The sequence below is a fragment of the Micromonospora sp. PTRAS2 genome, assembly GCF_054052245.1.
The window spans coordinates 1,200,470-1,226,347 of sequence record NZ_JBSWBU010000001.1; the positions used below are offsets into that span (position 1 = coordinate 1,200,470).

General features: G+C 73.8%; 19 protein-coding genes. 15 read left to right on the forward strand and 4 right to left on the reverse strand.

What is annotated here, in order from left to right; translation table 11 throughout:
* Positions 1–20: 20 nt before the first annotated feature.
* From ACVMYR_RS05700 to ACVMYR_RS05710, 3 genes are all read right to left on the reverse strand, one after another.
* Positions 21–1,331 (reverse strand): extracellular catalytic domain type 1 short-chain-length polyhydroxyalkanoate depolymerase, encoded by a 1,311-nt coding sequence (locus tag ACVMYR_RS05700; RefSeq protein WP_457121304.1) that lies wholly within the window; start codon positions 1,329–1,331, stop codon positions 21–23.
* Positions 1,332–1,444: 113 nt separating this feature from the next.
* Positions 1,445–3,148: a PQQ-dependent sugar dehydrogenase gene (locus ACVMYR_RS05705; RefSeq protein ID WP_457121248.1), complete on the reverse strand. Its 1,704-nt coding sequence runs from the start codon at positions 3,146–3,148 to the stop codon at positions 1,445–1,447.
* Between the two features lie 31 nt (positions 3,149–3,179).
* Positions 3,180–4,247, reverse strand: a complete 1,068-nt coding sequence (locus tag ACVMYR_RS05710) for an SMP-30/gluconolactonase/LRE family protein (protein ID WP_457121249.1) — start codon at positions 4,245–4,247, stop codon at positions 3,180–3,182.
* A gap of 451 nt (positions 4,248–4,698) precedes the next feature.
* Between ACVMYR_RS05710 and ACVMYR_RS05715 the strand changes: the two genes are divergently transcribed.
* Positions 4,699–5,523 (forward strand): SAM-dependent methyltransferase, encoded by an 825-nt coding sequence (locus ACVMYR_RS05715; protein WP_077935145.1) that lies wholly within the window; start codon positions 4,699–4,701, stop codon positions 5,521–5,523.
* On the opposite strand, the gene ACVMYR_RS05720 is transcribed toward ACVMYR_RS05715, so the two are convergent.
* Complete coding sequence (locus ACVMYR_RS05720) at positions 5,484–6,554, reverse strand: IS630 family transposase (RefSeq protein WP_457121250.1); 1,071 nt, start codon at positions 6,552–6,554, stop codon at positions 5,484–5,486. The genes ACVMYR_RS05715 and ACVMYR_RS05720 overlap by 40 nt on opposite strands.
* Positions 6,555–6,780: 226 nt before the next feature.
* Between ACVMYR_RS05720 and ACVMYR_RS05725 the strand changes: the two genes are divergently transcribed.
* The 14 genes from ACVMYR_RS05725 to ACVMYR_RS05790 all read left to right on the forward strand — a co-directional run bounded on the left by ACVMYR_RS05725 (position 6,781) and on the right by ACVMYR_RS05790 (position 25,811).
* Entirely contained in the window at positions 6,781–7,002 is a 222-nt protein-coding gene (locus ACVMYR_RS05725) for an acyl carrier protein (RefSeq protein WP_158229347.1), read from the forward strand.
* On the forward strand, positions 6,995–8,569 hold the full coding sequence (locus tag ACVMYR_RS05730) for a class I adenylate-forming enzyme family protein (protein WP_457121251.1): 1,575 nt from the start codon (positions 6,995–6,997) through the stop codon (positions 8,567–8,569). Before ACVMYR_RS05725 ends, ACVMYR_RS05730 begins: the two co-directional genes overlap by 8 nt.
* 112 nt (positions 8,570–8,681) lie before the next feature.
* Positions 8,682–9,401 carry a Phenylacetic acid catabolic protein gene (locus ACVMYR_RS05735; RefSeq protein ID WP_176734421.1) on the forward strand — a complete coding sequence of 240 codons (720 nt, stop codon included), beginning with the start codon at positions 8,682–8,684 and terminating at the stop codon, positions 9,399–9,401.
* A gap of 19 nt (positions 9,402–9,420) precedes the next feature.
* Positions 9,421–10,551, forward strand: coding sequence for a radical SAM protein (locus ACVMYR_RS05740; RefSeq protein WP_077935114.1), 1,131 nt, complete (start codon positions 9,421–9,423; stop codon positions 10,549–10,551).
* Positions 10,552–10,581: 30 nt separating this feature from the next.
* Positions 10,582–10,839 carry an acyl carrier protein gene (locus ACVMYR_RS05745; protein WP_043960761.1) on the forward strand — a complete coding sequence of 86 codons (258 nt, stop codon included), beginning with the start codon at positions 10,582–10,584 and terminating at the stop codon, positions 10,837–10,839.
* Positions 10,836–11,720 (forward strand): SDR family oxidoreductase, encoded by an 885-nt coding sequence (locus ACVMYR_RS05750; protein WP_228986437.1) that lies wholly within the window; start codon positions 10,836–10,838, stop codon positions 11,718–11,720. Before ACVMYR_RS05745 ends, ACVMYR_RS05750 begins: the two co-directional genes overlap by 4 nt.
* A 21-nt stretch (positions 11,721–11,741) precedes the next feature.
* On the forward strand, positions 11,742–14,870 hold the full coding sequence (aroA, locus tag ACVMYR_RS05755; RefSeq protein WP_457121252.1) for a 3-phosphoshikimate 1-carboxyvinyltransferase: 3,129 nt from the start codon (positions 11,742–11,744) through the stop codon (positions 14,868–14,870).
* Positions 14,867–16,015 carry an acyl-CoA dehydrogenase family protein gene (locus ACVMYR_RS05760; protein ID WP_457121253.1) on the forward strand — a complete coding sequence of 383 codons (1,149 nt, stop codon included), beginning with the start codon at positions 14,867–14,869 and terminating at the stop codon, positions 16,013–16,015. The genes aroA and ACVMYR_RS05760 overlap by 4 nt, the downstream gene beginning before the upstream one ends.
* The gene (locus ACVMYR_RS05765; protein ID WP_077935111.1) at positions 16,012–16,806 is read left to right on the forward strand and encodes an SDR family oxidoreductase; all 795 of its coding nucleotides are present in this window, start codon (positions 16,012–16,014) and stop codon (positions 16,804–16,806) included. The genes ACVMYR_RS05760 and ACVMYR_RS05765 overlap by 4 nt, the downstream gene beginning before the upstream one ends.
* Positions 16,803–18,791, forward strand: a complete 1,989-nt coding sequence (locus ACVMYR_RS05770) for an FAD-dependent oxidoreductase (protein ID WP_457121254.1) — start codon at positions 16,803–16,805, stop codon at positions 18,789–18,791. Before ACVMYR_RS05765 ends, ACVMYR_RS05770 begins: the two co-directional genes overlap by 4 nt.
* Positions 18,788–20,815 carry an ATP-binding cassette domain-containing protein gene (locus ACVMYR_RS05775; RefSeq protein ID WP_457121255.1) on the forward strand — a complete coding sequence of 676 codons (2,028 nt, stop codon included), beginning with the start codon at positions 18,788–18,790 and terminating at the stop codon, positions 20,813–20,815. Before ACVMYR_RS05770 ends, ACVMYR_RS05775 begins: the two co-directional genes overlap by 4 nt.
* The gene (locus tag ACVMYR_RS05780) at positions 20,812–22,683 is read left to right on the forward strand and encodes an ABC transporter ATP-binding protein (protein WP_457121256.1); all 1,872 of its coding nucleotides are present in this window, start codon (positions 20,812–20,814) and stop codon (positions 22,681–22,683) included. The genes ACVMYR_RS05775 and ACVMYR_RS05780 overlap by 4 nt, the downstream gene beginning before the upstream one ends.
* 58 nt (positions 22,684–22,741) lie before the next feature.
* Entirely contained in the window at positions 22,742–24,010 is a 1,269-nt protein-coding gene (locus ACVMYR_RS05785; RefSeq protein ID WP_077935107.1) for a cytochrome P450, read from the forward strand.
* Positions 24,003–25,811: a condensation domain-containing protein gene (locus tag ACVMYR_RS05790; protein ID WP_457121257.1), complete on the forward strand. Its 1,809-nt coding sequence runs from the start codon at positions 24,003–24,005 to the stop codon at positions 25,809–25,811. Before ACVMYR_RS05785 ends, ACVMYR_RS05790 begins: the two co-directional genes overlap by 8 nt.
* Positions 25,812–25,878: the final 67 nt, after the last annotated feature.

A 25,878-nucleotide genomic window follows, 5' to 3' on the forward strand; every position in this document is an offset into this window, starting at 1 on the left:
GGCCGGCTGCGGCGCGTGGATCAGGCCCGCAGCGTCCAGCGCTGGTTGGCCTGGCCGCTGCAGGACCAGAGAATGATCTTGGTGCCGTTGGCGGTGCCCAACCCGCTGGCGTCCAGGCAGAGCCCGGACTGGGCGTTGGTGATGGTGCCGTCGGCGTTGACGTTCCACTGCTGGTTGGTGCCGCCGTGGCAGTCCCAGATGATCACCGGGGTGCCGTTGCTGGTGCCGGCGCCACTGGCGTCCAGGCACTTGGTGCCGTTGACCGTGAGCTGCCTGCCCGCCGTGTAGGTCCAGCGCTGCTGGGTGCCACCGTGGCAGTCCCACAGCTGGATCTGGACGCCGTTGCCGCCGTTGGTCGGCACGTCCAGGCAACGGCCCGACTGGGTGCCGACAACCGTCACCCCGGCCGCCGGCGGCGGGGTCGTCGGGGTCGGGGTCGTCGGGGTCGGGGTCGGCGTGGTGGTGGTGCCGTCGAGGCCGAGGAAGGCGATCGAGTACGCGATCTGACCGGCCTGCGGCAGCTCGTGCCCGACGCCGCTGATGCTGATGCCCTCGACCGTCGCCCGGGTTCCCGTGTCGCCGTACCGGGTGCGGGTCCAGTTCGACTGCGGGCGGTCGGTGAACGCCGGCGTCTGGCTCAACCCGTGCAGGTTGGTCCACTGCTTGATTTCTTCACCGAAGTTGACGTACGACAGGGTGGTGTCGGTGGTCCCGTGCAGGAACTGCATCCGGGGGTACCGGCCCGTGTAGCCGGGGTACATGGCGCGGGCGGCGTCGCCCCACTGCTGGGCGGTCTTGGTGATCTGCCCACCGGCGCACTGGCCGTTCCAGGTGTTGGTGCTGCTGCCGGTCGCGAAGCAGGTGGCGGGGACCCCGCTGAACGCCGAGCCGGCGGCGAACACGTCCGGATACTCGGCGGCCATCACGTTGGTCATCATCGCCCCGGAGGAGAAGCCGCTGACGACGACCCGGGCGGGGTCGACGTTGTGCCGCTGCTTCGCATAGTTGACCATGGAGATGATGCCGTCGGAGTCGCTCCCGCCCCCGCGCCGCAGCCCCTGCGGCGAGTAGACGTCGAAGCACTTGCTGCTGCGCGTGACCTCGGGCAGCACGATGATGTAGCCGTACCGGTCGGCGGCGGTGACATAGTCGCGGCCGTTGCCGTTGAAGATCGCCGGTCCGGAGCCGCCGCAGTAGTGGATCAGCACCAGCAGCGCCGGCCTGGGCGCGACGTTGTCGGGCACGTAGAGGTACATGTTGAGGCCGCTGGGGTTGTTGCCGAAGTTGGTGACCTGGGTCAGGGCCGCCGCCGAGGCCGGCTGCGCGGCCATCAGCACCGTCATGGCGAGCAGTGGCACGACCGCGAGGGCCGCCACCGCCCTGAGTAGACGCTTCACGGACATGGGCTCCGATCTGGTGGGACGGGGATGGTGGTGGGGTGGGGCTAGCCGCCGAGCGTCACCTTGAGGATCCGCTCGTTGCTGTTGTTCGGGACGCTGTCCTTGTCGCCGCCGGTGCTCGTCGTCAGCCACAGGTTCCCGTCGATGGTCGGCTCGACGGTGCGCAGGCGGCTGTAGGTGCCGACGAAGTACTGCTGCACGTCGGTGAGGGTGTCGCCACTGATCACCTCCCGGTACATCCGGTTGCCGCGCAGGCAGGCGAGGTACACCACGTCGCGGACGATGGCGAGGCCGCTGCACGAGGCCTCGGCGACGGGGTACGTGCGTACCGGTGCGAGGTAGTTGGGGTTGGCGCAGTCGCCGACCGTGCCCTCGCAGGCCGGCCACCCGTAGTTGCCGCCCCGGACGATGATGTTGGTCTCGTCCATGACGTTGTTGCCGAACTCCTGCTCGAAGAGGCGGCCCCGGGAGTCGAACGCCAGCCCCTGCGGGTTGCGGTGGCCGTAGCTCCACACCTGGTTGCCGAACGGGTTGTCCGCGGGCACGCTGCCGTCGGGGCGGATCCGCAGCACCTTGCCGGCCAGGTCGTTGACGTCCTGGGCGCGGTCCGGGGTCTGCCCGTCGCCGGTGGCGGCGTAGAGCATCCCGTCGGGGCCGAAGCGCAACCGACCGCCGTTGTGGTACTTGTTGCGCGGGATGCCGGTCACCAGCACCTGGAGGCTGCTGGTCTGGAGCGTGCCGTCGTAGCGCATGCGGACGATCCGGTTGTCGGTCGTCGTGGTGTGGTAGATGTACAGCCACCGGTCGGTGGCGAAGGTCGACGCCACGGCCAGCCCGAGGACGCCGCCCTCGCCGTTGGTGCCGGCGGCGTTCGGCACCGAGCCGATGCTGCGCTTGTTGGTGCCGTCGGGGTTCATGGCGACGACGTCGAACAGGTCGCGCCGCCCGTAGAGGACGGTGCCGTCGGCGAGCTGCACCAGCCCCCACGGCAGGTCCCGCTCGGTGGTGACCACCGTCGTGCCGCAGACCGCGCTCGTGCAGGCCGAGCCGGTGCGTACGGTCACCGGGGCGCTCGCCGTCGAGGCGTTGCCCTGGGCGTCGCGGGCGACGACGGTGTAGCTGAACTGGGTGTTCGCCGCCAGCCCGGTGTCGGTGAACGTGGTGGCGGGCGGGTTGGTGGCCGTGCCGGTGACGGAGCCGACGGTCGTGCCGCCGCGCAGGACGTCGTACCGGGTGACGGCGACGTTGTCGGTGGCGGCCGACCAGGTCAGGCGCACGTCGGTGCCGTTGGCGGTGGCGGCGAGGTTGGTCGGCGTGCTGGGCCGGGACGTGTCGACCTGGCAGAACGGTGGCGTGACGGTGAGCGTGGCGCTGGCCTGCGACACGTTGCCGGCGGCGTCCCGGGCGTTGACGTACCAGCCCCAGGTGACGCCCTGCGCGACGGTGAGCGTGGCGGTCAGCGTGCTGCCGCCGACGGAGGTGACGAGCTGCCCGTCGTGGTAGACGTCGTAGCTCGTGACGCCGACGTCGTCGCGGGCCGCGGACCAGGTGAGCGTGACGGACTGGCAGGTCAGCCTGCTGCTGCGCAGGTTGGTCGGCGGGGTGGGCGGCCTGGTGTCGGCGGCGGACCGGGCGGCTGCGGCCGTCGACCCGCCGGCCGGCGGTGGCGCGGCGATGGCGGGTGCACCTGCCAGGACGGTGCAGGCGCTGGTCAGCAGTGCGAGGGTGGCGAGGGGGCGGGTTGGCACGTGATTCGTCCCTTCCGGTGGATCCTGGCGGTCAGTACGGGTAGCCGGGCACGTTCAGCCGCACGCTGTAGAGCCCGGAGTCGTTCGTCGGGCCGGAGGTGACGTAGAGGGTCCGCCGGTCGGACCCGCCGAATGCCACGTTGGTGGTGCCCGTGGAGCCGGAGCGGACGGTGCCGAGCTCGACGCCCGTGGGCGAGTAGACGTGGACCAGGCCGTCGAAGCCCGACGCCCAGTACACGTTGCCGGCGCAGTCGATCGTGCCGCCGTCCGGGCCGCCGACGTAGTTGACGAAGACGCTGCGGGGGCCGGTGCTGCCGTCGGGTGCGACGGCGTACTTGTAGATCTTGTTCTCGCCGTAGGCGCCCACGTAGAGCGTCGCGCCGTCCGGGGAGAGCGCGATGCCGTTGGGCTGGCGCAGCGCGTCGTCGACGAGCGACACCTGGCCGCCGGAGACGCGGAAGACGCTGGTGCGCCCGCTCATCTGGTCGGCGCGGGCCCCGCGCTGGAAGTTGGGGTCGGTGAAGTAGACGACGCCGTCGGCGCGGACCGCCACGTCGTTCGGCGAGTTGAACGCCCGGCCCTGGTAGTTGGCGGCGACCACGCCGCGGGTCAGGTCGTCGATCCGGTACGACGAGACGCTGCGCTGGTCGTGTGTGGCGGCGACGAGCTGCCGCCCGTCGGGGCTGAGGGCGAGCCCGTTGCTGCCGGAGTTGGCGAGGAACGTGTCGAAGGTCGCCGGCGGGGTGAAGCGGCGGATGGTCGACGGCTGGACCCGCTCCGGCCCGGTGGCCGCGCCCATGTCGGACACCAGCAGGTAGCCCCGGTCGGCGAGCCAGACGGGCCCTTCGAGGAACGAGAAGCCGCCCCGGATCTTCGCCGCCGTGACCGAGGTCGCCGGCAGCGGCGGGCCGTAGCTGGCGCCGGACGGGCAGACGCCGGGCGGGGCCCCGGGTGGCCCGGCCAGCGCGGTCGTGGTGTGAGCGCTCACATGGCCGGCGCGAAGAATCTGCGGGGGCGAGGCGGCGGCGCCCACCGGGACGACGGCGGGCAGGGCGAGGCAGAGGCTGGCCAGCGCGGCGAGTGTGGGAGTCGGGACCATCGGGGGCTCCGATCGGCGAGGGCCCGCCGCCGATGGCGGGCGCGGGGTGGTGCGGCGACGGATCCGCCGAGTGGCTCCGGTGGTGGCGGGGCGAGCCCGTCGGGCACGATGGGGACATCGGGCAGCATAAGTCCTAATCCATCGATCCGCATGATTTCGTTGCCGCCAACTTCCCATGTGGGCGCGGTGGGCCGCAGTGCTTGAGTTCAGCGAAATGGCCCGGTAATATCGCCACGCTTCAATGGGTTGCCGTCGAGGTGAGCAACTTCTGCGCCCCGGCCGTCCGGACTGTCGTGGGTGGAATCGACGTTTCAGGGTTGCTCATCTACCCTCAGGGCACATCCGGTCTCAACTTTCGTGGGCCGGCGTCGGTTCGGCAGCCATGGGTGTCGTGTGTGGTCTCCCCGCCAGTCTGTGAGCGACCATGGCCGTGTACGGAGGGGTCGAAGCGTTGACCAGCGAAAATGTGGCGCCTCCGGGCGTCGACACCACCCGGCCCAGCATTGCCCGGGTCTACGACTACTACCTAGGCGGCAAGGACAACTTCGCGGTCGACCGGCAGGCCGCCCAGATGGCCATGCAGATCACGCCGGACGGTCCCGAGGCGGGGCTGGCCTGCCGGGCCTTCCTCCGTCGATCGGTCAGATTCCTCGCGGCCGAGGCCGGCATCCGGCAGTTCCTCGACATCGGCTCCGGGCTGCCCACCCAGGGCAACGTGCACGAGATCGCCCACGAGGTGGACCCGAACGCCCGGGTGGTCTATGTGGACAACGACCCGATGGCCCTCGCCCACGGCCGGGCCCTGCTCGCCGACGCCCGCACCACCACCGTGCTCGGGGGTGACGCCCGCCGGCCCGAGGAGCTGCTGGCGCAGCTCACCGAACGCAAGCTGATCGACTTCGACCAGCCGGTCGGCCTGCTGCTCCTGGCGATCCTGCACCACCTCAACGACGAGGACGACCCCGCCGGCGTCGCCCGGCGGCTCGTCGCCGCCCTGCCCTCCGGCAGCTACCTGGCCATCTCCCACTTCCACGATCCGGGCGACGCCCAGCCGGAGGTCTCGGAGCGGGCGCGCGCGGTGGAAAAGGTGTTCAACGCGACCCTCGGCACCGGCCGGTGGCGCACCCGCGAGGAGATCATGGGCTTCTTCGGTGACCTGGAGCTGCTGCCGCCCGGGCTGGTCCCGCTGGCGGAGTGGCACCCGGACGGCGAGGAGGACCCCAAGCAGACCGCCACCTACCACACCATCGTCGGCGGGGTGGCCCGCAAGCCCTGAGTCCCGTCGGGCGGCGGCTCCGCGCCCGAAGTCCGTTCACGATGTCCGGGTGTCCGTCCACGACGCCCGGCGAGCGGGCGGCGGACCTCCTCGGGGGCCCGCCACCAGGTGCGGGGCTGCGCCACCCAGGTTCGGCTGTCGGTGCCGGCCCCGCCCCCGGCGCCCGCCCAGGCCGGCAACTCCTCGCCGAGCAGGGCGAACCACCGCTCGGCCTGTTCCACCCACGACCGGCCGGCCGGCGTGAGGTGGACGTGGAAGCGGGGGTGGCGGGCCAGCCAGGCCCGCACCGCCGCCGATCCCTGCACGGCGGCGTCGTCGCAGATGACGTGCACGTCCAGTGCGGCCGGCACCGCCCGGTCGACGGCGAGGAGGAACCTGCGGTACTCGGCGGACCGGTTCCCCCCGCGCCCCGTCGCGGCCCCGCCGGCCGGCGCGCGGGGGGCCGGCACGGTCGTCGGCCGGCTCCACCCGGGCCCCCGTGCCGGCGGAGCGTCGGCCGTGCACAGCACCACCGCCCGCCCCGGCGGATGCCGATAGAGGCCGACGACGCCGACGACCCGCGCCACGAACCGCGGGTCGGCGGCGAGTCGGTGCCCGTCCTGGACGTGCGGCCGCAGGTCGAACCGCCGCCAGATCCGGCCGACCGTCGAGGCGGACAGCCCGCTGTGCGCGGCCATCGACGCCCGGGACCAGCGGGCCGCCCGCTCCGGCTGCGAACCCAGGGTGGCGGCCACCACCTGCTCCACCCGGCCCGGCCCGATCGTCGGGGGCCGGCCGGCGCGCGGTGCGTCGGCGAGGCCCGGCAGCCCGCGCGCCACGAACCGGGACCGCCACTTGCCCACGGTCGGCGGTGACACGCCGAACCGGGCCGCGACCTCCGCGTTGCTGGCCCCGTCGGCGCAGGCCAGCACGATCCGGCAACGCAGCGCGTACGCCTGTGTCGAACGGGCGGCCCGCGCGCCCCGCGCCAGCCGTGCCCGCTCCTCCTCGCTCAGCATCAGCTCGGCCTTCGGTCGGCCCTTTCCCCCCATGCGGCCGATGGTACATATATGTAAACGAATTTGTGGCGCAGATATCCGGACGTCGCAGGTGGTGGGACGAATCGATGTCCCTTCTGGACAGCGTCAGGCCCCCTCGGTATGGTCCCGACGAGTTCCCAAGCGAGGGATTCGCTCGCTGCTGCAAGGTCGCGGTGGCCCGTGGAATCACATTGACATGGAGACCGCTTCAGTGACTATGACCGATTTGCAACTGAAGATGACATCCATCTGCGCCGACGTGCTGAACCGTTCCACCCTCGGGCCGGACGAGGACCTCGTCGCGCTGGGCATGGACTCGGTCGCGGCGGTGGAGATCGTGACCCGCGTCGAGACGGCCTACGGGGTCGACGTCGTCGACGTCATCTTCGACAACCCCACGGTGAACCGCCTCTGTGACCTGGTGGGGGCGACCGCCGGCAGCGACAGCACACATGCCTAGTCCGCTGGACGAGCCGGATCTCGCGGTCACCACGAACCTGCTCGACCTCGTCCGCGCCGCCGCCGAGCGCCACGGCGACCGCCCGTACCTGGTCCCCGCCGAGCCGGGCGGCCGGACGGCGAGCTTCGCCGACGTCCTGACCTTCACCCGGGGCTGCGCCGCGCTGCTCGACGAGCACGGGGTGCCACCGGGCGGCCGGGTGGCGGTGGTCATGCACAACTCCTCGCTGACGGCGCTGCTGTTCATCGGCGTCATCGCCGCGCAGCGCGTCCTCGTGCCGCTCAACCCGAAGTCGGGGCCGGGAGAGCTGGACGCGCTGCTCGCGCACTGCGCGCCCGCGCTGGTGCTCGCCCCCACGCCGGTCGCCGCGAAGATCGGCCCGGGGCCCCGCCGGGTCGCCGTGGACGACGCCGAGGCCCTCCTGGCCGACGTGCTGGCGCGCGGCGCGGCGTACCAGGGGGAACTGACCGCCCCCCGCGACGGCGGGGCGGGCGACGCGGAGATCGTCTACACCTCCGGCTCGACCGGGGTCCCCAAGGGCGTCGTGCTGTCGCACCGCAGCCTGCTCGCCAACTCGCTGGCCATGGTGAAGTGGGCCGACGCGGGCCCCGACGACGTCTTCCTCAACGTCGTCCCGCTGTTCCACGCCGGCGGGCAGGGGTTCCCGACGCTCACCCCGCTGTGGAGCGGCGGCCGGTCGGTCTGCGTGCGCTCCGAGACGGCGCTGGTGCGGTTCTGGCACTACGTCGACCGGCACCGCCCGACCTGGACGCTGGTCGTCAACGCCTACCTGGCCAACCTGGTGGAGCGGCCGGAGCGGCCGGCGACCGACAGCCTCAAGGGCGTCCTCGCCGGGGGCTCGGCGCTCGGCCCCGAGCTGATCCACCGCTTCGAGGACACCTTCGGCATCGGCGTCCACCAGGTCTACGGCATGACGGAGATGACCTCCCTGACGACGGTGGAGCCGCGCGACCGCCGGCCGGGGGAGCCCCGCAGCGCCGGGCTGCCCGTGCCGTTCGCCCGGGTGCGCGTGGTCGGCCCGGACGGGCGGGACGCCCCGGCGGGCGAGAACGGCGAGGTCCTGCTCAGCGGCCCGAGCATCTTCACCCGCTACGAGGCCGCGCCGGAGCTCACCGCGAAGCGGCTCGACGACGGCTGGGTGCGCAGCGGCGACCTGGGGCACCTCGACGAGCGCGGCGAGCTGTCCATCGTCGACCGGATCGACAGCATGGTCATCGTCAGCGGCGAGAACGTCTACCCCGCCGAGATCGAGAACGCGGTGCCCCACCTGGCGGGCGTCGAGGACGCGGTCGTCGCGGCGCTGCCGCACCCGGTCACGGGCGTGGAGCTGATCCTCGTCTACACGCTGCTGCCCGGCGCCGTCGCCGACGACGACGCCTGGCGCGCGACGCTGCTGCGGTTCCTGAGCCCGTTCAAGGTGCCCCGCAGGTTCGTCGCGCTCAAGGAGATCGGCGTCGACGCCTTCCCCCGTACCCCGCTCGGGAAGATCCAGCGGCCGGAAGTGCAGCGGCTGGCCGTCGACAGTCTTTCCCCGACCCGGACCTGATTCGGGCCACCAGAACTCCACGCGATTAGGCGGGAATGCCGTAACGGTGCGGCAGATCCCTTTCTTTTCGGCCGGCACCATTCGGGCTTTAGTCGACAGGAGGTGGTTTGTCATGTCAGTCGAGATTCTCGACGACGAGGAAGTCGTGGTGCGCACCCCCGAAGAGTTCAAGCGCATGCCCCGGGCGTACCAGAAGGCGCTCATCAGCCAGGTCATGATCAATACGGAGGGCGAGCTCTCCGGCGGCGACGACTACACCATGATGTTCATCCCGCTGGCCCCCAACGCCGAGGAGCGCCAGGTGTGCGCCGAGCGGGCGGCGGAGGAGTACGACCACTACAAGATCGGCAAGCGGGTCCTCGCCGAGATCGGCATCGACACGACCTACATGGAGGAGCAGACGATCGAGGAGCGGCGGCTCTTCTCCGACAAGCGCCTGCACCAGTGCACCACGTGGGCCGAGCGCGGGATCTACTCCTACATCGGCGAGGAGAGCGCCCTGCTGATGATCAGGGAGTTCGCCGAGAGCAGCTACAAGCCCTGGGCCGACGCCGTCCGCACGATCATCCTGGACGAGAAGATCCACATCGCGCACGGCGCGCGGGTCTGCCGCAACCTGGCCACCACCGACGAGGGCCGCGAGCAGCTCCAGGCGGGCCTCAACCGCCTGTGGCCGGTGTTCCAGGGCCTCTTCGGCACGCCGGACTCCGAGCGCTCCAAGCGGGCGGTCCGGTTCGGCCTGCGCAGGACGACCAACCGCGAGGCCCTGGAGAAGTGGTTGCAGACGGTCACGCCCCGCATCCACTCCCTCGGGCTCGTCGTACCGGACTGACGGAAGGGACGACCGCGTCATGCCCACCCCTGTCGCCATCAATCCACGCCCGCCCTCCCGCAAGGAGGCCAAGGCCCGGCTCCAGGCGCTGCTCGCCGGCCGCCCCGACCTGGCCGGGCGGCTCGCCGCCGTCCGGGACATGGGCCTGCGGGTCACCGCGTCCGAGGTCCACCTGACCACCACGTGCAACATCCGGTGCAAGGGCTGCTGGTACTTCGAGGGAGGCTTCGACGCGGCCGTCCCCGAGACGTCGGACCCCGTCGTCATCTCCGACTTCGTCGACTCGCTCGTCGCCCGGGGCGTCACCCAGGCGACGCTCATCGGCGGCGAGCCCACGCTGGTGCTCAACCGGGTCGTGCCGTTCGTCGAGCGGCTCCCGTACGTCACGATCTCCACCAACGGGATCCGGCCGCTGCCGCGCGCCGGGTTCGAGGACGTCGCGGTGGCGATCAGCCTGTTCGGCGGCGGCCCGCTCGACGACTCCCTGCGCGGCTACCGCCCGAACGGGTCGGCGTTCACCGGGCTCTTCGAGACCGCCCTCGGGCACTACCGCAACGACCCCCGCGTCATCTTCGTGTACGCGCTGTCCGAGGAGGGCCTGCAGTACGTCGAGCCGACGGTGCGGGCCATCCAGGACAACGGCAACCAGGTCACCTTCAACTTCTACTCCGACCACGGCAGCGACCACGCACTGCGGATCGACAACGAGCAGCGCACCCTCGCCGAGGCGCTGCGGATCAAGGAGAAGTATCCGGAGACCGTGGTCAGCCACCCGTACTTCATCGAGACGCTGATCACCGGGCGCAGCCACTGGGGCGGCCAGTTCGGCTACGACGTCTGCCCGAGCATCAGCGTCGAGCACCCCGACCACGCCGACCGGATCGCCAACGGCAACCCCGTCCTGGACGGCTTCGCCGTCTACGGTGCCGACTACCAGACCCTCCAGTTCTGCTGCACGTCCGGCAACTGCGCCGACTGCCGCGACAGCCAGGGCGTCTACAGCTGGCTCCTGGTCAGCGCCAACCGGTTCCTCGACGACGTCGGCCGGCTGGAGACCTGGCTGGACCTGGCGGAGAGCTACTGGCGTCAGTGGTACTGGGCGCAGCGGCACCACGCCAACTTCGCCCGCCGCGCGCCGCTGGCCGCGTAGCCAACCCATCCGATCGAAGGAGCGCCCCGCATGTCTTCCCCCTCTGCCCCGATCACCGAGTCCGTCGTCGCCGACCGGCTCCGCGTGGAGCTGATCGACCTCGGCGTCGACGAGGAGGCGATCACCCCGGACGCCAAGTTCGACCAGCTCGACATCGACTCGCTGGACGTCGCCGACCTGATGGCCATGGTCGTCAAGGAGTTCAAGGTGGAGATCCCGCGTAGCGAGCTGGCCGACGTCACCATCGGGCAACTCGTCACGCGGATCGTCGCGGGCGCGTCACATTGACCTCCCTGCTCAGCCTGGACAAGCGCCGCTACCTCGTCACCGGCGTCCTCAACAACGAGTCGATCGCCTGGCACGTGGCGGCGGCCCTGCAACGGGAGGGCTGCGAGGTCGTCCTGACCTCGTTCGGTCGGGTGGCCCGCATCACCCGCAAGGTGGCCGACCTGCTGCCGTCCCCGGCCGAGGTGCTCGACCTGGACGTCATGTCCGACGAGAGCGTCGCGTCCCTGGCCGAGCAGATCGAGAGCCGCTGGGGGCAGCTCGACGGCGTGCTGCACAGCATCGCCGCCGCGCCGCCCGACGCGCTGGGCCCGGGCTTCGTCAGCGCGCCGGCCAGCGGCGTGCTCGACGGGTTCCGGGCTTCGGCGTACTCCTTCCAGCAGCTCACCACCGCGCTCGCGCCGCTGCTCGCGCGCGCCCCGGGCGGCGGCGCGGCGGTCGGCCTGACCGTCGACTCCACCCGCGCGCTGCCCGGCTACGGCTGGATGGGGGTCTACAAGTCGGCGCTGGAGGCCGTCGCCCGCTACCTCGCGCTGCACCTCGGGCCGTCCGGCATCCGGGTCAACCTGGTCGCCGCCGGCCCGGTCGAGACCGTGTCGGCGCGCGGGGTGCGCACCTTCGCCGAACTGGCCGACCAGTACGAGCGGTGGGCCCCGCTGGGCTGGGACCGCGCCGACCCGGCGCGTGTCGTCGGCGCGGTCCTGTTCCTGCTGTCGGACCTGTCCCGGCACACCACGGGGCAGGTGGTGCACGCCGACGGCGGCATGCACGCCGTCTTCGGCGGGGTCGGCGTGTCGCCGGCGACGGGCACCGGCGTGCCCCCCGCCGCGACGGCTCAGGCCGGCGGGACGACGGCGTCGCGCGGCGAGACCGCGACCGGCTGACACACACTGCGGGGAGCGACCGTGCGTCTTGTCATCAAGGGGACCAGCGAACCCCTCGTGGGGGAACTCGACATACCGGCATCGAAATACCATGCCCACCGCGCGCTGATGCTGGCGTCGCTCGCCGACGGGACGAGCCGCATCCACGGCGCCTGCGGCGCCGGCCACGTGCGCCACACCATCGGCGCCCTGCGTGACCTCGGCACGTCGATCACCGTCGACGACGACACGTTCGTGGTGCGGGGCGGCCCCTACCGGCCGGTCCGGCCGGAGGTCTCGGTCGGCAGCTCCGGCACGACGCTCTACTTCCTGACCGGGCTGGCCGCGCTGGCCGGGTCGCCGGTCACCATCACCGGCCAGAAGTACTTCCGGCGGCGGCCCATCGGCCCGCTGCTCGACGCGCTGGCCGGCATCGGCGTGGAGATCGGGTCCACCGGCGGGCTCCTGCCGATCCGGGTCCCGGCCCGTCCGCCGACCGGGGGCCGGGTGGAGATCCCGGGCACCCTCTCGCAGTGGATCTCCAGCCTGCTGCTGGTCGGCCCGTTCGCCACGGGCCCGACCGTGGTCGACGTCGTCGGCCCGTTCAACGAGCGCACCTACGTCGACCTGACCATCGCGATGATGCGACGGTTCGGCCTGCACGTGAGCGTCGGCGCGGACGGGCGGCGGTTCGAGATCGAGCCGGGGCAGCGGGCCACCCCCGCCGAGATCCACCTGCCGCCCGACGTCGGCGCGGCGGCCTTCGGCCTGGCGGCGGCGGCCCTGCACCCGTCCGACGTCCTGTTCCGGGGGCTGCCGGCCGGCCCGTCGGGCGAGGTGGACCACCCCGAGGCCGACCTGCTGGACCACCTGCGCGAGATGGGCCTGCCGCTGCTGCGCGACCCGGCCACCGGCTGGACGCGGGTGCGGCACGACGGGTCGCGGCTGGCCGGCGTACGCGTCGACTGCCGCGCCGTGCCCGACATGCTCCCGGTGCTCAGCGTGCTCGGGGCCCACGCCCGGGGCAGCACCGTCCTGGAGAACGTGGCGCACGTGCGGCTCAAGGAGTCCGACCGGGTGGCCGCGATGCTCCAGCTCAACCGGATGGGCGGGCGGGTGCGGCTGGACGCCGACCGGCTCGTCTGCGACGGCGTGGACCGGCTGCGGGAGGCCGACCTGTCGTCGTTCAACGACCACCGGGTGCTGATGGCCCTGGCCGTGGCCGCGTCCCGGGCCTCCGGCGAGAGCCGGCTCACCTACCCCAACGCCCACCGGATCTCCTACCCGCAGTTCCTCGACCAGATGAACGCGGTCGGCCTGAACATGTCCGTCGACCGGGCACCGGTCGACAGGCCGCCGGCCGACCGGGAGCCGGCCCGGCCGGCGGCGCTGCCGTCCCCGGCCCGGCTGGCCGCCACCGGCCCCGCCGACCTGGTACGCCGGCACGCCCGCGCCCACCCGGGCACCGCCGCCGTGATCGAGGCCGCCTCGCCGGGGCGGCCGGGCGGCGTACTCACCTGGCGGGAGCTGGACCGGCGCGCGGACGCCGCGGCGGCGCTGCTGCTGGAGCTGGGCGTCGGGCCGGGCGACGTGGTCGCCTGGCAGCTGCCCAACTGGCACGAGTTCGTCGTGCTCTCCCTCGCCACCCTGCGCGTCGGCGCGGTCTGCTGCCCGATGATGCCGTTCTTCCGTGAGCGGGAGGTCGACGACCTGCTGCGCCGCTCGCGGGCGCGGGTGTTCGTGGTGCCCGCCGCCTTCCGGGGGCGCGACCACGTCGCCGAGACCGCGTCGGTGCTGGCCGCGCCCGGCGCGCCGGCCGTGGCGCACGTCCTCGTCGTCGGCGGCGACGGCCCGCTGCCGGCGGGCCCGGCGTCCCCGGGCCCGGAACCGGCGGGTCCGGTGGCGCCCGTTTCGCCGCCGGAGGGCGGCCCGGCCGCGCGGTGGCAGCGGTTCGACGCGGCCCTCGCCCGGCAGCGCCCCGACGCGGCGGCCCTTTCCGCCCGCCGGCCCGCCCCGGACGCCCTCGCCCAGCTCATGTTCACCTCGGGCACGTCCGGCCAGCCCAAGGGCGTGCTGCACCGCGCCGACACGCTGACCCGCGCGGCGGCCATGCAGGCCCGCCACCTCGGGCTCACGGCGGCCGACCGGTTGTACGTGCCGTCGCCACTGGCGCACCAGACCGGCTTCCTCTACGGCATGTGGGTCGGCTTCGTCCTCGGCGCGCCGGTCGTGCTGGAGCCCATCTGGAGCGGCCCCGCCGCCCTGGCCACCCTGCACCGCACCGGCGCGACCTTCGTCCAGGCCGCCACGCCGTTCCTCGCCGACCTGGTGGACGCCGTCGAGACCGGCGGCGGGCCGCCCGAGGCGCTGCGCGTCTTCGTCGCCACCGGCGCGGCGGTGCCCCGCACGCTGGCCGAGCGGGCCACCCGCACCCTGGGGGCGGCGGTGTGCGGCGCGTGGGGCTCCACCGAGTCCTGCCTCGGCACGCTCGCCGCGCCGACCGACGAGCCGGCCCGCGCCTGGGGCACGGACGGCCGCGCGCTGCGCGGCGTGCGGATCCGGGTCACCGGCGACGACGGCACCGTCCTGCCCGCCGGCACCGAGGGCAACTTCGAGGTCGGCGGCGACTGCCTCTTCGCCGGCTACCTCGACCATCCGGAGTGGACGGCCGCCGCCCTGACGCCGGACGGCTGGTACCGCAGCGGGGACCTGGCGGTCATCGACGAGGCCGGCTTCGTGCGGATCACCGGCCGGGTGCGCGACGTCATCAACCGGGGCGGGGAGAAGATCCCGGTGGCCGAGGTGGAGCAGCTCCTGCACACCCACCCGGCCGTCCGCGACGTGGCGATCGTCGCGATGCCGGACCCGCGCCTCGGCGAGCGGGCCTGCGCCTTCGTCGTGCCGCAGCCGGCACCGGAGGCAACCGGGCCGGAGGCAACCGGACCGGCAGAGGCGGCCGGGCCGGCAGAGGCGACCGGGCCGGGGGGTTCGCCGGAACCGCTCACCCTCGACGGGATGCGGCGGTTCCTGGACGCGCGCAAGGTCGCCAAGCAGTACTGGCCCGAGCGGCTGGAGACCGTGCCCGAGCTGCCCCGCAACGTGGTCGGCAAGGTGCAGAAGTTCGTGCTGCGAGACCAGCTCAAGCAGATCATCAGCGAGGAGGCCACGTGACCGACGACGACGGCGAGGCGTTCGCGACGCTCGCCCGCGAGGTCGAGGCGTTCGTCCGCGGGCCCGGCGAGGAGTACGCCGAGACCATCGAGCGCACCCGGGCGGTGCCGCCGCAGCTCTGGGACGACCTGCGCGACCGTGGCTACCTGCGGCTGGCCGCCCCGGCCGAGTACGGCGGCGCCGGGCTCTCCTTCACGCAGTACCTGCGGCTGCTCGAACTGTTCTCCATGTCCCACGCGTCGCTGCGGATGATCGTGCACGTCTGCAACGGCGTCTGGCGGGCCATGGACCAGTTCGCCACCGACGAGCAGCGCAAGCGGTTCGTCCTCCCGCAGGTGGCCGGCGACCTGCGGGTGGCGTTCACCCTCACCGAACCCACCGCCGGCACCGGGGCCGACCTGCGCGCCAGCGTGGTCCGCGACGGCGACACCTATCTCCTTTCCGGCGAGAAGCACCTGATCACCTTCGGGGTGAGCTGCGACTACTGGCTGCTGTTCGCCCGGCTCGCCGGCACCACCGGCAAGGACGGCACCGTCGCGCTCATGGTGGACCGGCACGTCCCGGGCGTCCGGGTCGAGCCGATGGCCGACACCATGGGGGTACGCGGCACCGACCACGCCCACCTGATCTTCGACGGGGCCCCGGTGCCGGTGGCCAACCGGCTCGGCGAGGAGGGCGCGGGCCTCGCGGTCGCCCTCGGCGGCTTCCTCACCCCCAGCCGCATCGGCGTCGCCATGACCTGCGTCGGACTGGCCCGCCGCGCCCAGGAGCTGGCGGTCGCCCACGCGCGCCGCCGGGTCACCTTCGGCAAGCCGCTGAACGCCCGCCAGGCGATCGCCTTCGCGCTCGCCGAGAACGCCGCCGACATCGAGGCCGCCCGGCAGCTCACCCTGCACGCGGCGCGGCGGTGGGAGGCGGGGGCCGCCGACGCGGACGCGCTGTCCTCGATGGCCAAGCTGGTCGCCGTCGACATGCTGACCCGGGTCACCGACAAGGCGCTGCAGGCGCACGGCGGCATCGGCTACTGGGAGGGCAGCCCCATCGAGCGCGTCTACCGCGACGCCCGCGCCCAGCGGTTCGAGGAAGGCACCAACGAGATCCAGAAGACGGTCATCGCACGAGAGATCCTGGCGGAGCAACGGTGACGAGCTACCACGGCAAGACCGCACTGATCACCGGCAGCTCCCGGGGCATCGGGCGGGCCCTCGCGCTCACCCTGGCCCGGGGCGGCGGCTCGGTCGTCGTCAACTACAAGAAGAACGCGGAGCTGGCCGACCAGGTCCGCAAGGAGATCGAGCAGCTCGGCGGCCGGGCGCTCACCGTGGCCGCCGACGTCGAGCAGCCCGAGGAGATCGACCGGCTGTTCGCCGCCGCCGAGCAGGAGTTCGGCACCCTCGACTACTTCGTCTGCAACGCGGCGGCCAGCTCGTTCAAGAACATCATGGACCTGAAGGTGCACCACCTCGACCGCTCGTACGCGATGAACCTGCGCGCGTTCGTGCTCGGCTGCCAGCACGCGGTGCGGCTGATGCCCGACGGCGGCCGGATCGTGGCCCTGTCCAGCTACGGCAGCATCCGCGCCTACCCCACGTACGCGAACCTCGGCGCGGCCAAGGCCGCGATCGAGGCGTGGGTGCGCTACATGGCCCTGGAGTTCGGCGGGCGCGGCATCAACGTCAACGCCGTCAACGGCGGCATCATCGAGACGGAGTCGTCGCAGTACTTCTACGACGTGCCCGGGATGGCCCCGCTGTCCACGGTGCTGCCCAAGATCCCCAAGGGCCGGATGGGCACCGCCCAGGAGATCGCCGACGTCGTCGCGTTCCTGCTCTCCCCGGCGGCCGAGTACATCACCGGGCAGACGATCGTCGCCGACGGCGGACTGTCGATCGTCTCGCCGCCGTTCGTCCAGGACCTGACCGCCCCCCTGACATGACGTCCGGCCTGGAGCACGTGCTGCGCCCCGGCCGGATCGGCCGGCTGGCGCTGCCGCACCGCGTCGTCACCGGGGCCATGCACCTGGGCTGGGAGGCCCGCGACGACGGCGGGGCGGCGCTGGCGGCGTTCTACGTCGAGCGGGCCCGGGGCGGGGCCGGGCTGATGGTGACCGGCGGCGCGGCCGTCAGCCCGGAGGGCGCCGGGGGGCCGGGCTACGGCGTGCTCGACGACGCCCGCTTCCGCGCCCGGCTGCGGCGCGTCGCCGCCGAGGTGCGCGCGGCCGGAGGGCTGCTCGCGCTGCAGTTGTTCCACGCCGGCCGGTACGCCCGGCCGGCGGCGGGCGGCCCCCACCCGGTCGCCCCGTCCGCCGTCTACAGCGCCTTCTCCCGGCACACCCCGACCGCGCTCGACGCCGCCGGCATCGCCCACACGGTCGCGGACTTCGCCCGGGGGGCCGCCCACGCCCGCGACCTCGGCTTCGCCGCCGTGGAGATCATGGGCTCCGAGGGCTACCTGCTCGACCAGTTCCTCTCCCCGCTGACCAACCTTCGCGACGACGAGTGGGGCGGCGACCCGCGGCGGCGGTCCCGCTTCCCGGTGGAGGTGGTCCGGGCGGTGCGCGCGGCCGTCGGCACCGACTTTCCGGTCATCATGCGGATGACCGGTGACGACCTGATGGCCGGCGGCACGACCCGCGACGACGTCCTGGCGTACGCCCGCGCGCTCGCCGCCGCCGGTGCGGACGCCCTCAACGTCGGGGTCGGCTGGCACGAGTCCCCGGTCCCCACCGTGCAGGCCGTGGTCCCGCCGGGGCACTGGGTGCCGGTGGCGGCGGCGGTCAAGGAGGCCGTCGGCGCGTTGCCCGTGCTGGCCAGCAACCGGATCAACCGGCTGTCGCAGGCCGAGGCCGTCCTCGCCGGCACGCCGTTGGACCTGGTGTCGATGGCGCGGCCGTTCCTCGCCGACCCGGCGCTGGTCGCCAACGCCCGCGCCGGCCGGCCGGTGAACGTCTGCGTGGCCTGCAACCAGTCCTGCATCGACCGGTCGCTGGCCGACGAGCCGGTGTCCTGCATGGTCAACCCCCGGGTCGGGCGCGAGCATGAGCCGGCGGCGACGCCCGCCACGTCGCCCCGCCGGGTCGCCGTCGTCGGGGCCGGCCCGGCGGGCCTCAGGGCCGCCCGCGAGCTTGCGCTGGCCGGGCACCGGGTCACCGTGTACGAGGCCGCCGACGAACCCGGCGGCCAGTTCCGGCTGGCGGGCCGGGTGCCCGGCAAGGCCGACTACCTCGCCGCGATCGGCTTCCTCGTCGCCGAGCTGGCCCGGCTCGACGTCGAGCTGCGCACCGGCCGTCGGATGACCGCCGCCGACCGGGACCTGCTCGGCGGCTACGACGGGGTGGTCGTCGCCACCGGCGTGCTGCCCCGGCCCGTCGCCATTCCCGGCGCGGACCTGCCGCACGTGCTCGACTATCCGGCCGCCTTCGCCGACGGGGCGCTGGCCGAACGCGTCGTCGTGATCGGCGGCGGCGGCGTCGCCGTGGACGTGGCGCACCTGGCCAGCCACCCGGCCGGGCCGGCACGGCGGGTCACGGTGCTGCACCGGGGCCGCCGGCTCGGCTCCCGGCTGGGGCGCTCGACGCGGTGGGCGGTGCTCGCCGAGCTGCGCCGGCAGCGGGTCGACGTCGTGCCCGGCGTCCGCGACCTGCGGATCAGCCCGGCCGGGGTGCACTTCGCCGACGCCGAGGGACAGGAGCGCGTTGTGCCCGCCGACACCGTGGTGATCGCCGCCGGGCAGGTGCCCGACGACGGCCTCGTGGCGACGGTGCGCGCGGCCGGCGTCTGGCACCACGTCGTCGGCGGCGCGCGGGACACCGCCGGGCTGGACGCGGTGCGGGCCTTCGCCGAGGGCACGGCGGCGGCGGAGGCGTTCCGGCGCGCGCAGGACCACGCCGACCAACTCGCTGGGATCGAGGAACGGGTATGACCGTCGACGGGCCGGAACGCATTACCGCGCTCGGCGTGCTGCGGCGCACCGCCGTGGACCGGTGGCGCATCGTGCGGCTGCTGCCGCGCGCGGGCTGGGCGGCGGTGACCGCCGCCGTCGTCAACAACGTGCTGCTGGCCGCCGCGCCGGTGCTGTTCATCGTGATGACGAGCCTGCTCGTCGGGCGGCTGCCCGCCGCCGTCCGCGACGGCGTGGACTCGCCGGCGTTCGGGCGGCTGGTGACCGCGTTCGTCGTCGCCGCCGCCGCGCTCAGCGCGCAGCAGCTGCTGGCCCAGCTCCAGCTCACCACCGGGCTGCTGGTCCAGCGCCGCGTCGACGGGTGGGTCGCCGACGAGCTGATGGCCGCCGCGCTGAGCAGCCCGGGCATGGAACCGCTGGACGACCGGGCGCTGACCGACCGGCTCAGCGAGGCGTCCCGCGAGGTGGAGCAGGGCATCCAGAGCCCCGGGGCCGCCTGCGCCGGGATGCTGGCGCTGCTCGCCCGCTACGGCCAGCTCACCGGGTACGCGGTGGTCGTCGGCGTCGTGTTCTCCTGGTTCGCGGGCGTGGGCCTGCTCGCCGCCGTCCTGGCGTTCCGCCACGGCCAGCGCGGTGGCCTGCGCAAGTACGCGGCGATCTACGGCACGATCGTGGCCCGGGTACGCCGGCTGACATACTTCCGCTCCGTCGCCACGGGCAAGCCGGCCGCCAAGGAGATCCGCGTCTTCGGTCTCCTGCCGTGGCTGCGCGAGCAGTACGCGGCGGCGTACCTGGACTGGATGCGCCCGGTGTGGGCCGAGCGGCGCCGCGTCTACCTGCGGCCCTACTTCGGCTACACGGCCCTCGGGCTGGTGGTGCTCGTCGCGGTCCTCGCCGCGCTGGGCCTGGCCGGCGGGCAGCGGGAGGTCGACCTCACCCGGCTGGCGCTGGTCATCCAGGCCGTCCTGGCGGCGATCCAGCTCGGCGAGTTCTATCCCGAGGCCGACGTGCAGACCCAGTTCGGCATGAACGCCTACCGGGCGGTCGACGAGTTCCGCGCCGGCATGCGGGCCCGGTCCGCCCCGGACCAGGCCCCCGCCCTCGTTCCCGGGCCCGCATCGGCACCCCCGCCGGTGCCCGCGCCGCGCCCGGCCGGGGAGCCGGGCGCGCCGCCCGCCGCCGTGCCGATCCGGTTCGAGGCGGTGTCCTACCGCTACCCGCACCGGTCCGCGCCCGTGTTCACCGACCTCGACCTCACCCTGCCCCCAGGCAGGTGCACCGCGATCGTGGGGCTCAACGGCGCCGGCAAGACCACCCTGGTCAAGCTGCTCGCCCGGCTGGCGACCCCGACCTCGGGCCGGATCACCGTGGGCGGGCAGCCCGTCGACGCCCTGCCCGTGGCGCGCTGGCGCGGCAACCTCGCCGTGATCTTCCAGGACTACCTGCGGTACGAGGCCAGCGCCGCCGACAACATCGCGCTCGGTGCCGCCGGGCACGCCGGTGACCTCGCCGGCATCCGGGCGGCGGCCGAGGCGGCGGGCATCCTGGGCACGCTCGACGCGCTGCCGCGAGGGCTGGACACCCCGCTGTCCGGGCAGCTGCGCGGCGGGGTGGACCTCTCCGGCGGCCAGTGGCAGCGGCTCGCCATCGCCCGGGCGCTGTTCGCCGTCCGCCACGGCGCGTCGGTGCTCGTGCTCGACGAGCCGACGGCCAGCCTGGACGTCCGCGCCGAGGCGCGGTTCTTCGACGAGATCATCGCCGCCACGGCGGGCGTCACCACGGTCCTCATCTCGCACCGGTTCGCCACCGTGCGCCGCGCCGACCACATCGTCGTGCTGGCCGAGGGGCGCGTCGTCGAGCAGGGCTCGCACGACGAACTGTTGCGCCACGGCGGCCGGTACGCCCGGCTGTTCGAGTTGCAGGCGGCCCGGTTCCTCGACGACCGCCCGGACGACCACCCGGACCACCCGGACGGCGACGACCCGGGCGGCCCGGAGGGCGACGGCGCGCCGGCGGAGATCGGACAGGAACGGAGCCTCGGATGAGTCGCGGACTGCTGTCGGCCGCCTGGTCGCTGTGGCGGACCTCGCTGCGGCAGGACCGGCGCAAGGCCGTCACGGCGCTGGTGCTCGTCGTCGCCGGCGCGGCGGCGTGGCCTCTGGTGGCGATCATGCTGCGCGTCCTGTTCGAGGCCGCGAACGCCGGGCGGCCGGTCGCCGCGAGCCTCGCCGGGGTCGCCGTGGCGGTGCTGCTGATCGCCGGCCTCACCCTCGGCCACTTCGCGCACATCGCCTACTTCGAGCTGTCGGAGCTGGACGTCCTGCACCTGCACCAGGAGCTGATGGACGCCACCAACGGCTCGGCCGGGATGGCCCACTTCGAGCAGCCCGAGTTCGCCGACAAGGTCAGGATCCTGGAGGAGGACGTCGAGCAGCTCCGCGTCGGCCTCCAGGCCGTGCTGACCGGCGTCGGCCTGGCCGTGTCCATGACGCTGACGACGGCGGTGCTCGCCTCGCTGCACCCGCTGCTGCTGTTGCTGCCGCTGGTCGCCGTGCCGCCGCTGCTGGCCGGCCGGCGGGCGGAGCGGATGGTGGACCGGTCTCGCGAGGCCAGCGCCGAGTCCACCCGCCGGGCCCTGGGCCTGTTCCGCCTCGCCACCCACGCCGCGTCCGGCAAGGAGCTGCGGGTCTTCGGCCTGAAACAGGAGGTACGCCGCCGGCACGGCGCGTTCTGGCAGGACGCCACCCGGCGGCTGTGGCGCACGCAGGCCGTGGCGAGCCTCGTCCGCATGCTCGGGCAGTTGGCGTTCGCGGGCGGCTACATCGCCGCCGTGCTCCTGATCCTGCGCGACGCCGTCGCCGGCCGCCGGGGCGTGGGCGACGTCATCCTGGTCATCACCATCGCGGCGCAGGTCAACCAGCAGGTGGCCGCCGCGGTCGGTGTCCTCCAGGACCTCCAGCGGCTGCGCAGCGTCTACCAGCGGCTCGACGAGGTCCACGAACTGGTCCGGGCCGGGGAGCGCGCCGACCGGGACGAGGCCCGACCCGCCGGTTCCGCTGACCCGCCCGGCCCCACTGACCCGCCCGGCCCCGCCGGCTCACCCGCCCCGCCGGCCGGGTCGCCGCCGCCGGAGCGGCTGCGCGACGGCATCCGGCTCGTCGGCGTCGAGCTGCGCTACCCCGGCGGGGAACAGCCGGTGCTCGCCAACCTCGACCTGCACCTGCCGGCGGGCGCGACCGTGGCGATCGTCGGCGACAACGGCGCCGGCAAGACCACCCTCGTCAAGCTCGTCTGCGGGCTGCTGCGCCCGACCGCCGGCCGGGTCCTCGTCGACGGCGTCGACCTGGCCGACCTGCCGCTGCCCGGGTGGCGGGCCCGGATCGCGGCCGGCTTCCAGGACTTCGTACGCCTCGAACTGCCGGCCCGGCGGACCGTCGGCGTCGGCGACCTGCCCCGGCTCGACGACGAGCCGGCGGTGCGTGCCGCGCTGGAGCGCGCCGGCGCCGGCGACCTCGTCGGGCAGCTCGAAGCCGGCCTCGACACCCAGCTCGGCCGCGAGTACGCCGACGGGGCCGAACTCTCCGGCGGCCAGTGGCAGAAGCTCGCCCTCGGCCGGGCGTTCATGCGCGACGATCCCCTGCTGGTCGTCCTCGACGAGCCCGCCGCCGCCCTCGACGCCGAGGCCGAACACGCGATGTTCGAGCGGTACCGCCTCCAGGCCGCCCGGGTCGCCGCCGCCACCGGCGCGGTCAGCGTGTTCGTGTCGCACCGCTTCTCCACCGTCCAGTTGGCCGACCTGATCGTGGTGCTCGCCGACGGCCGGGTCGCCGAGCTGGGCGGCCACGCCGACCTGATCGCCGCCGACGGCCTCTACGCGGAGATGTTCGAGCTGCAGGCGAGGGCGTACCGGTGACCGGGGTGGACGCCGACGTCCGGCCCACCAGCCACAGCGAAGTCCGGAGGACCCGTCAGTGACCAGCGCAACGCACACCGCAGAGTTCGACCCCTTCTCCCCGAGCGCCATGGACGACCCCTATCCCGCGTACGCGGAGCTGCTGCGCCACGAGGAGCCGCTGTACCTGGCCGACCGCGACATGTGGCTGGTCATCCGGTACGACCACGTGCGCGCGGCGGCGAAGGACCACGGCGGCCTCTCCTCGGCCGAGGGGATCGCCTACCACCGGTCCACGCTGCCCGTGCTGTTCGGGCTCGACCAGCCCGACCACACCCGGATGCGCGGGCTGATCCGGCACGACTTCTCGCCCCGTGGCGTGCAGTTCTGGCGGCCGTTCATCGAGCAGGTCTGCGGCGAGCTGCTCGACGAGGCCGTCGCCACCGGCGACATCGACCTCGTCCAGCAGGCGATCATCCTGCTGCCCGTCAAGGTCGTCACCACGATCGTCGGGGTGCCCAGCGACAACCTCGCCAAGCTGAAGCTGACCGCCGGGGTGCTGGAGAGCTTCATCGCCAATGCGAAGGTCGGCGAGGACGCCCCGGACGACCCCGACGAGAACGCGCTGCGGCTGCGGGCCGCCAAGTCCGCGCTCTCCTCCGTCGCCGGCCTGTCCACCTTCCTGGGTGGGCTGCTGGAGGAGCGCCGGGCGCAGCCGCCCCGCAGCGACGTGGTGTCGAAGCTGTTCGCCGCCGCCGAGAAGGGCGGGGTGACCGAGAACGAGATCCTCTGGCTCTGCCTCACCCTGCTCGTCGGCGGCCAGGAGACCATGACGCACTTCCTGGGCAACATGCTGGACGCCCTGCTGAACCACCCCGACCAGTTCCGCCTGGTGCGCAGCCGGCCCGACCTGATCCCGGCGACGATCGAGGAGACGGCCCGCTTCTACCCGCCCGTGCAGAACGTCTTCCGCACCGCCACGACCGACGTCGTCGTCGGCAACACCACCATCCCGAGGGACGCCCGGGTCGAGCTGTCGTTCGCGGCGGCCAACCGCGACCCGCGCAAGTTCCCCGACCCCAACGCCTACCGGATCGACCGCCGCACCGACGGGCACCTGGGTTTCGGGGCGGGCATCCACACCTGCGTCGGCATGCACCTGGCCCGCCTCCAGGCGGCGACGTTCCTGCGCCTGCTCATCGAGCGCACCGACGACATCGAGCTGATCGGCGAGCTGGTCAAGATCCCCAGCCCGGCGTTCCGGGGGCTCGACCACCTGCCGCTGCGCCTCACCCCGAAGGGCGGTCGCCCGGCCGCCGCGCCGGTGAACGGGGGGCACCGTGCGTGACGCGACCACCGACGGCCCGCCGGACCCGGCCGTGCTCGACCTGCCGTTCGCCGTCGGCGAGGCCGCGTCCGGGCCGCTGACCTGGGCGCAGAGCGTGATGTGGGACGCGATGCAGTGGTTCGGCAAGGAGGCGAACCAGTTCAACATCGGCCAGCCCCTCGTGCTCGCCGAACCCGTCGGGCAGGCCCGGCTGCTCGCGACCCTGCGGGGCCTGGTCGAGGCGCACCAGACGCTGCGGACCCGGTACGTGGCCCGGTCGGGCCAGCCCCGCCAGGAGGTCCACGCCTCGGGGGCGTACGACGTCGTGGTGGCCGACGGGCACGACGACCCGGCGCGCGTCGCGGAGGAACTGGCCGGGCGGTTGGCGGAGACCGCGTTCGACCACGAGGCCGAGTGGCCGCTGCGGGTCGGCTGCGTCGTCGACGGGGAGCGCCGGGTCACCGCCGTGGCGCTCGTCGGGTCGCACCTGGCGTTCGACGGCTGGGCGTTCAACACGTTCGTCGACCTCCTGCTCGCCGGGCTCACCGGCGAGCAGGACCAGCCGGAGCAGGCGTCGCCGCCGGTCGCCGTGCCGCAGCCGGCGTCGCCCGTCGGTGCGCAGCCGTCGGCCGGTGAGGGCGTGCCGCAGGCGCTGGAGCAGGCCGCCTTCGAGGGCTCACCCGCCGGCCAGCAGCAGAGCCGGCTCGGGCTCCGGCACTGGGAACAGGGCCTGTCCGCTGCGCCGGCGTCCATGTTCGACCTGCCGCGCGCGGCCACCGGCGACCAGCCCATCGAGCGGCACCTGCTCGACTCGGCGGCGGTGGCCGCGGCGGCGGCCACCCTCGCGGCGCGCACCCGCACGTCGTTCTCGACCGTGCTGCTCTGCCTCACCACGCTCGTCCTGACCGCCTACAACGGCCACGACACGGCCGTGCTCAAGCTGATCACGGGCAACCGGCTCGACCGGCGCAGCCGCGACCTGATCGCGCTGAACACCCTGGACGCGCTGCTGGCGTTCACCGTCCCGCGCGACGTGGACCTGCTCACCGCCATCCGGCAGACGCACCGGCCGGCGTTCGACGCGTACCGCCGGGCGCAGTGCGACCCGCGCGCCGTCCGGACGGTGGTCGAGGAGGTGGGCCGGCGGCGGGGCGTGTCGTTCGACCTGTCCACCTACTTCAACAACGGGCACCGGGGCAACGACTGGGCCGTCACCGGCCCGGAACCGGGGCCGGACCGGCTCGCCGAGCTGCGCGCCGGGTCCCGCTACACGCGGCTGGACCCGCTGCCCCGCAGCGACATGAAGTTCATGGTCGCCGCCAGCAACGCCGGGGAGGGGGTCTGCCGCCTCGGCCTGCTGGTGGACACGACGTACCTGCCGGGTGCGCTCGGCGAGACCATCGTGCGGGGCATCGAGACGCTGCTGTGCGACGCGGTCGCCGACGAGATCGGCGTCGCCGAGATCCCCGGCCGGATCGGCCTCACCCCCGCCGTCCGGGGCGCGGACTGGGTGCGTACCCCCGCCGGCTGGGTGCGCCCCGCCGACGTGGCGGAGCTGGTCCGCGAGGCGGCCGGGGGCGTCGAGGTCGCCGTCCTCGCCGCCGGGCCCGCGCCGGACACCGGGCTGACGGCGTACGTCGCCGACGCCTCGGCCGTACCGGAGGAACTGCACCGGCGCGTGCTCGACCTGCTGCCGGGCCGCACGGGCGTGGCCGCCCCCGACGGGTACGTCGCCTGCGTGGCGGCCCCGCCCGCCGGGGCCGGGCCCGACGCCTGGCGGGGCGTGCCCGTCGCGGCGCGCGGCCCGGGGCGGCCGGCATGACCGGCCGGGTCCCCGGGACGACCGGCGGGAGCGGCGACCGCCGCACGGACGCCTGCCGCGCGGTCAC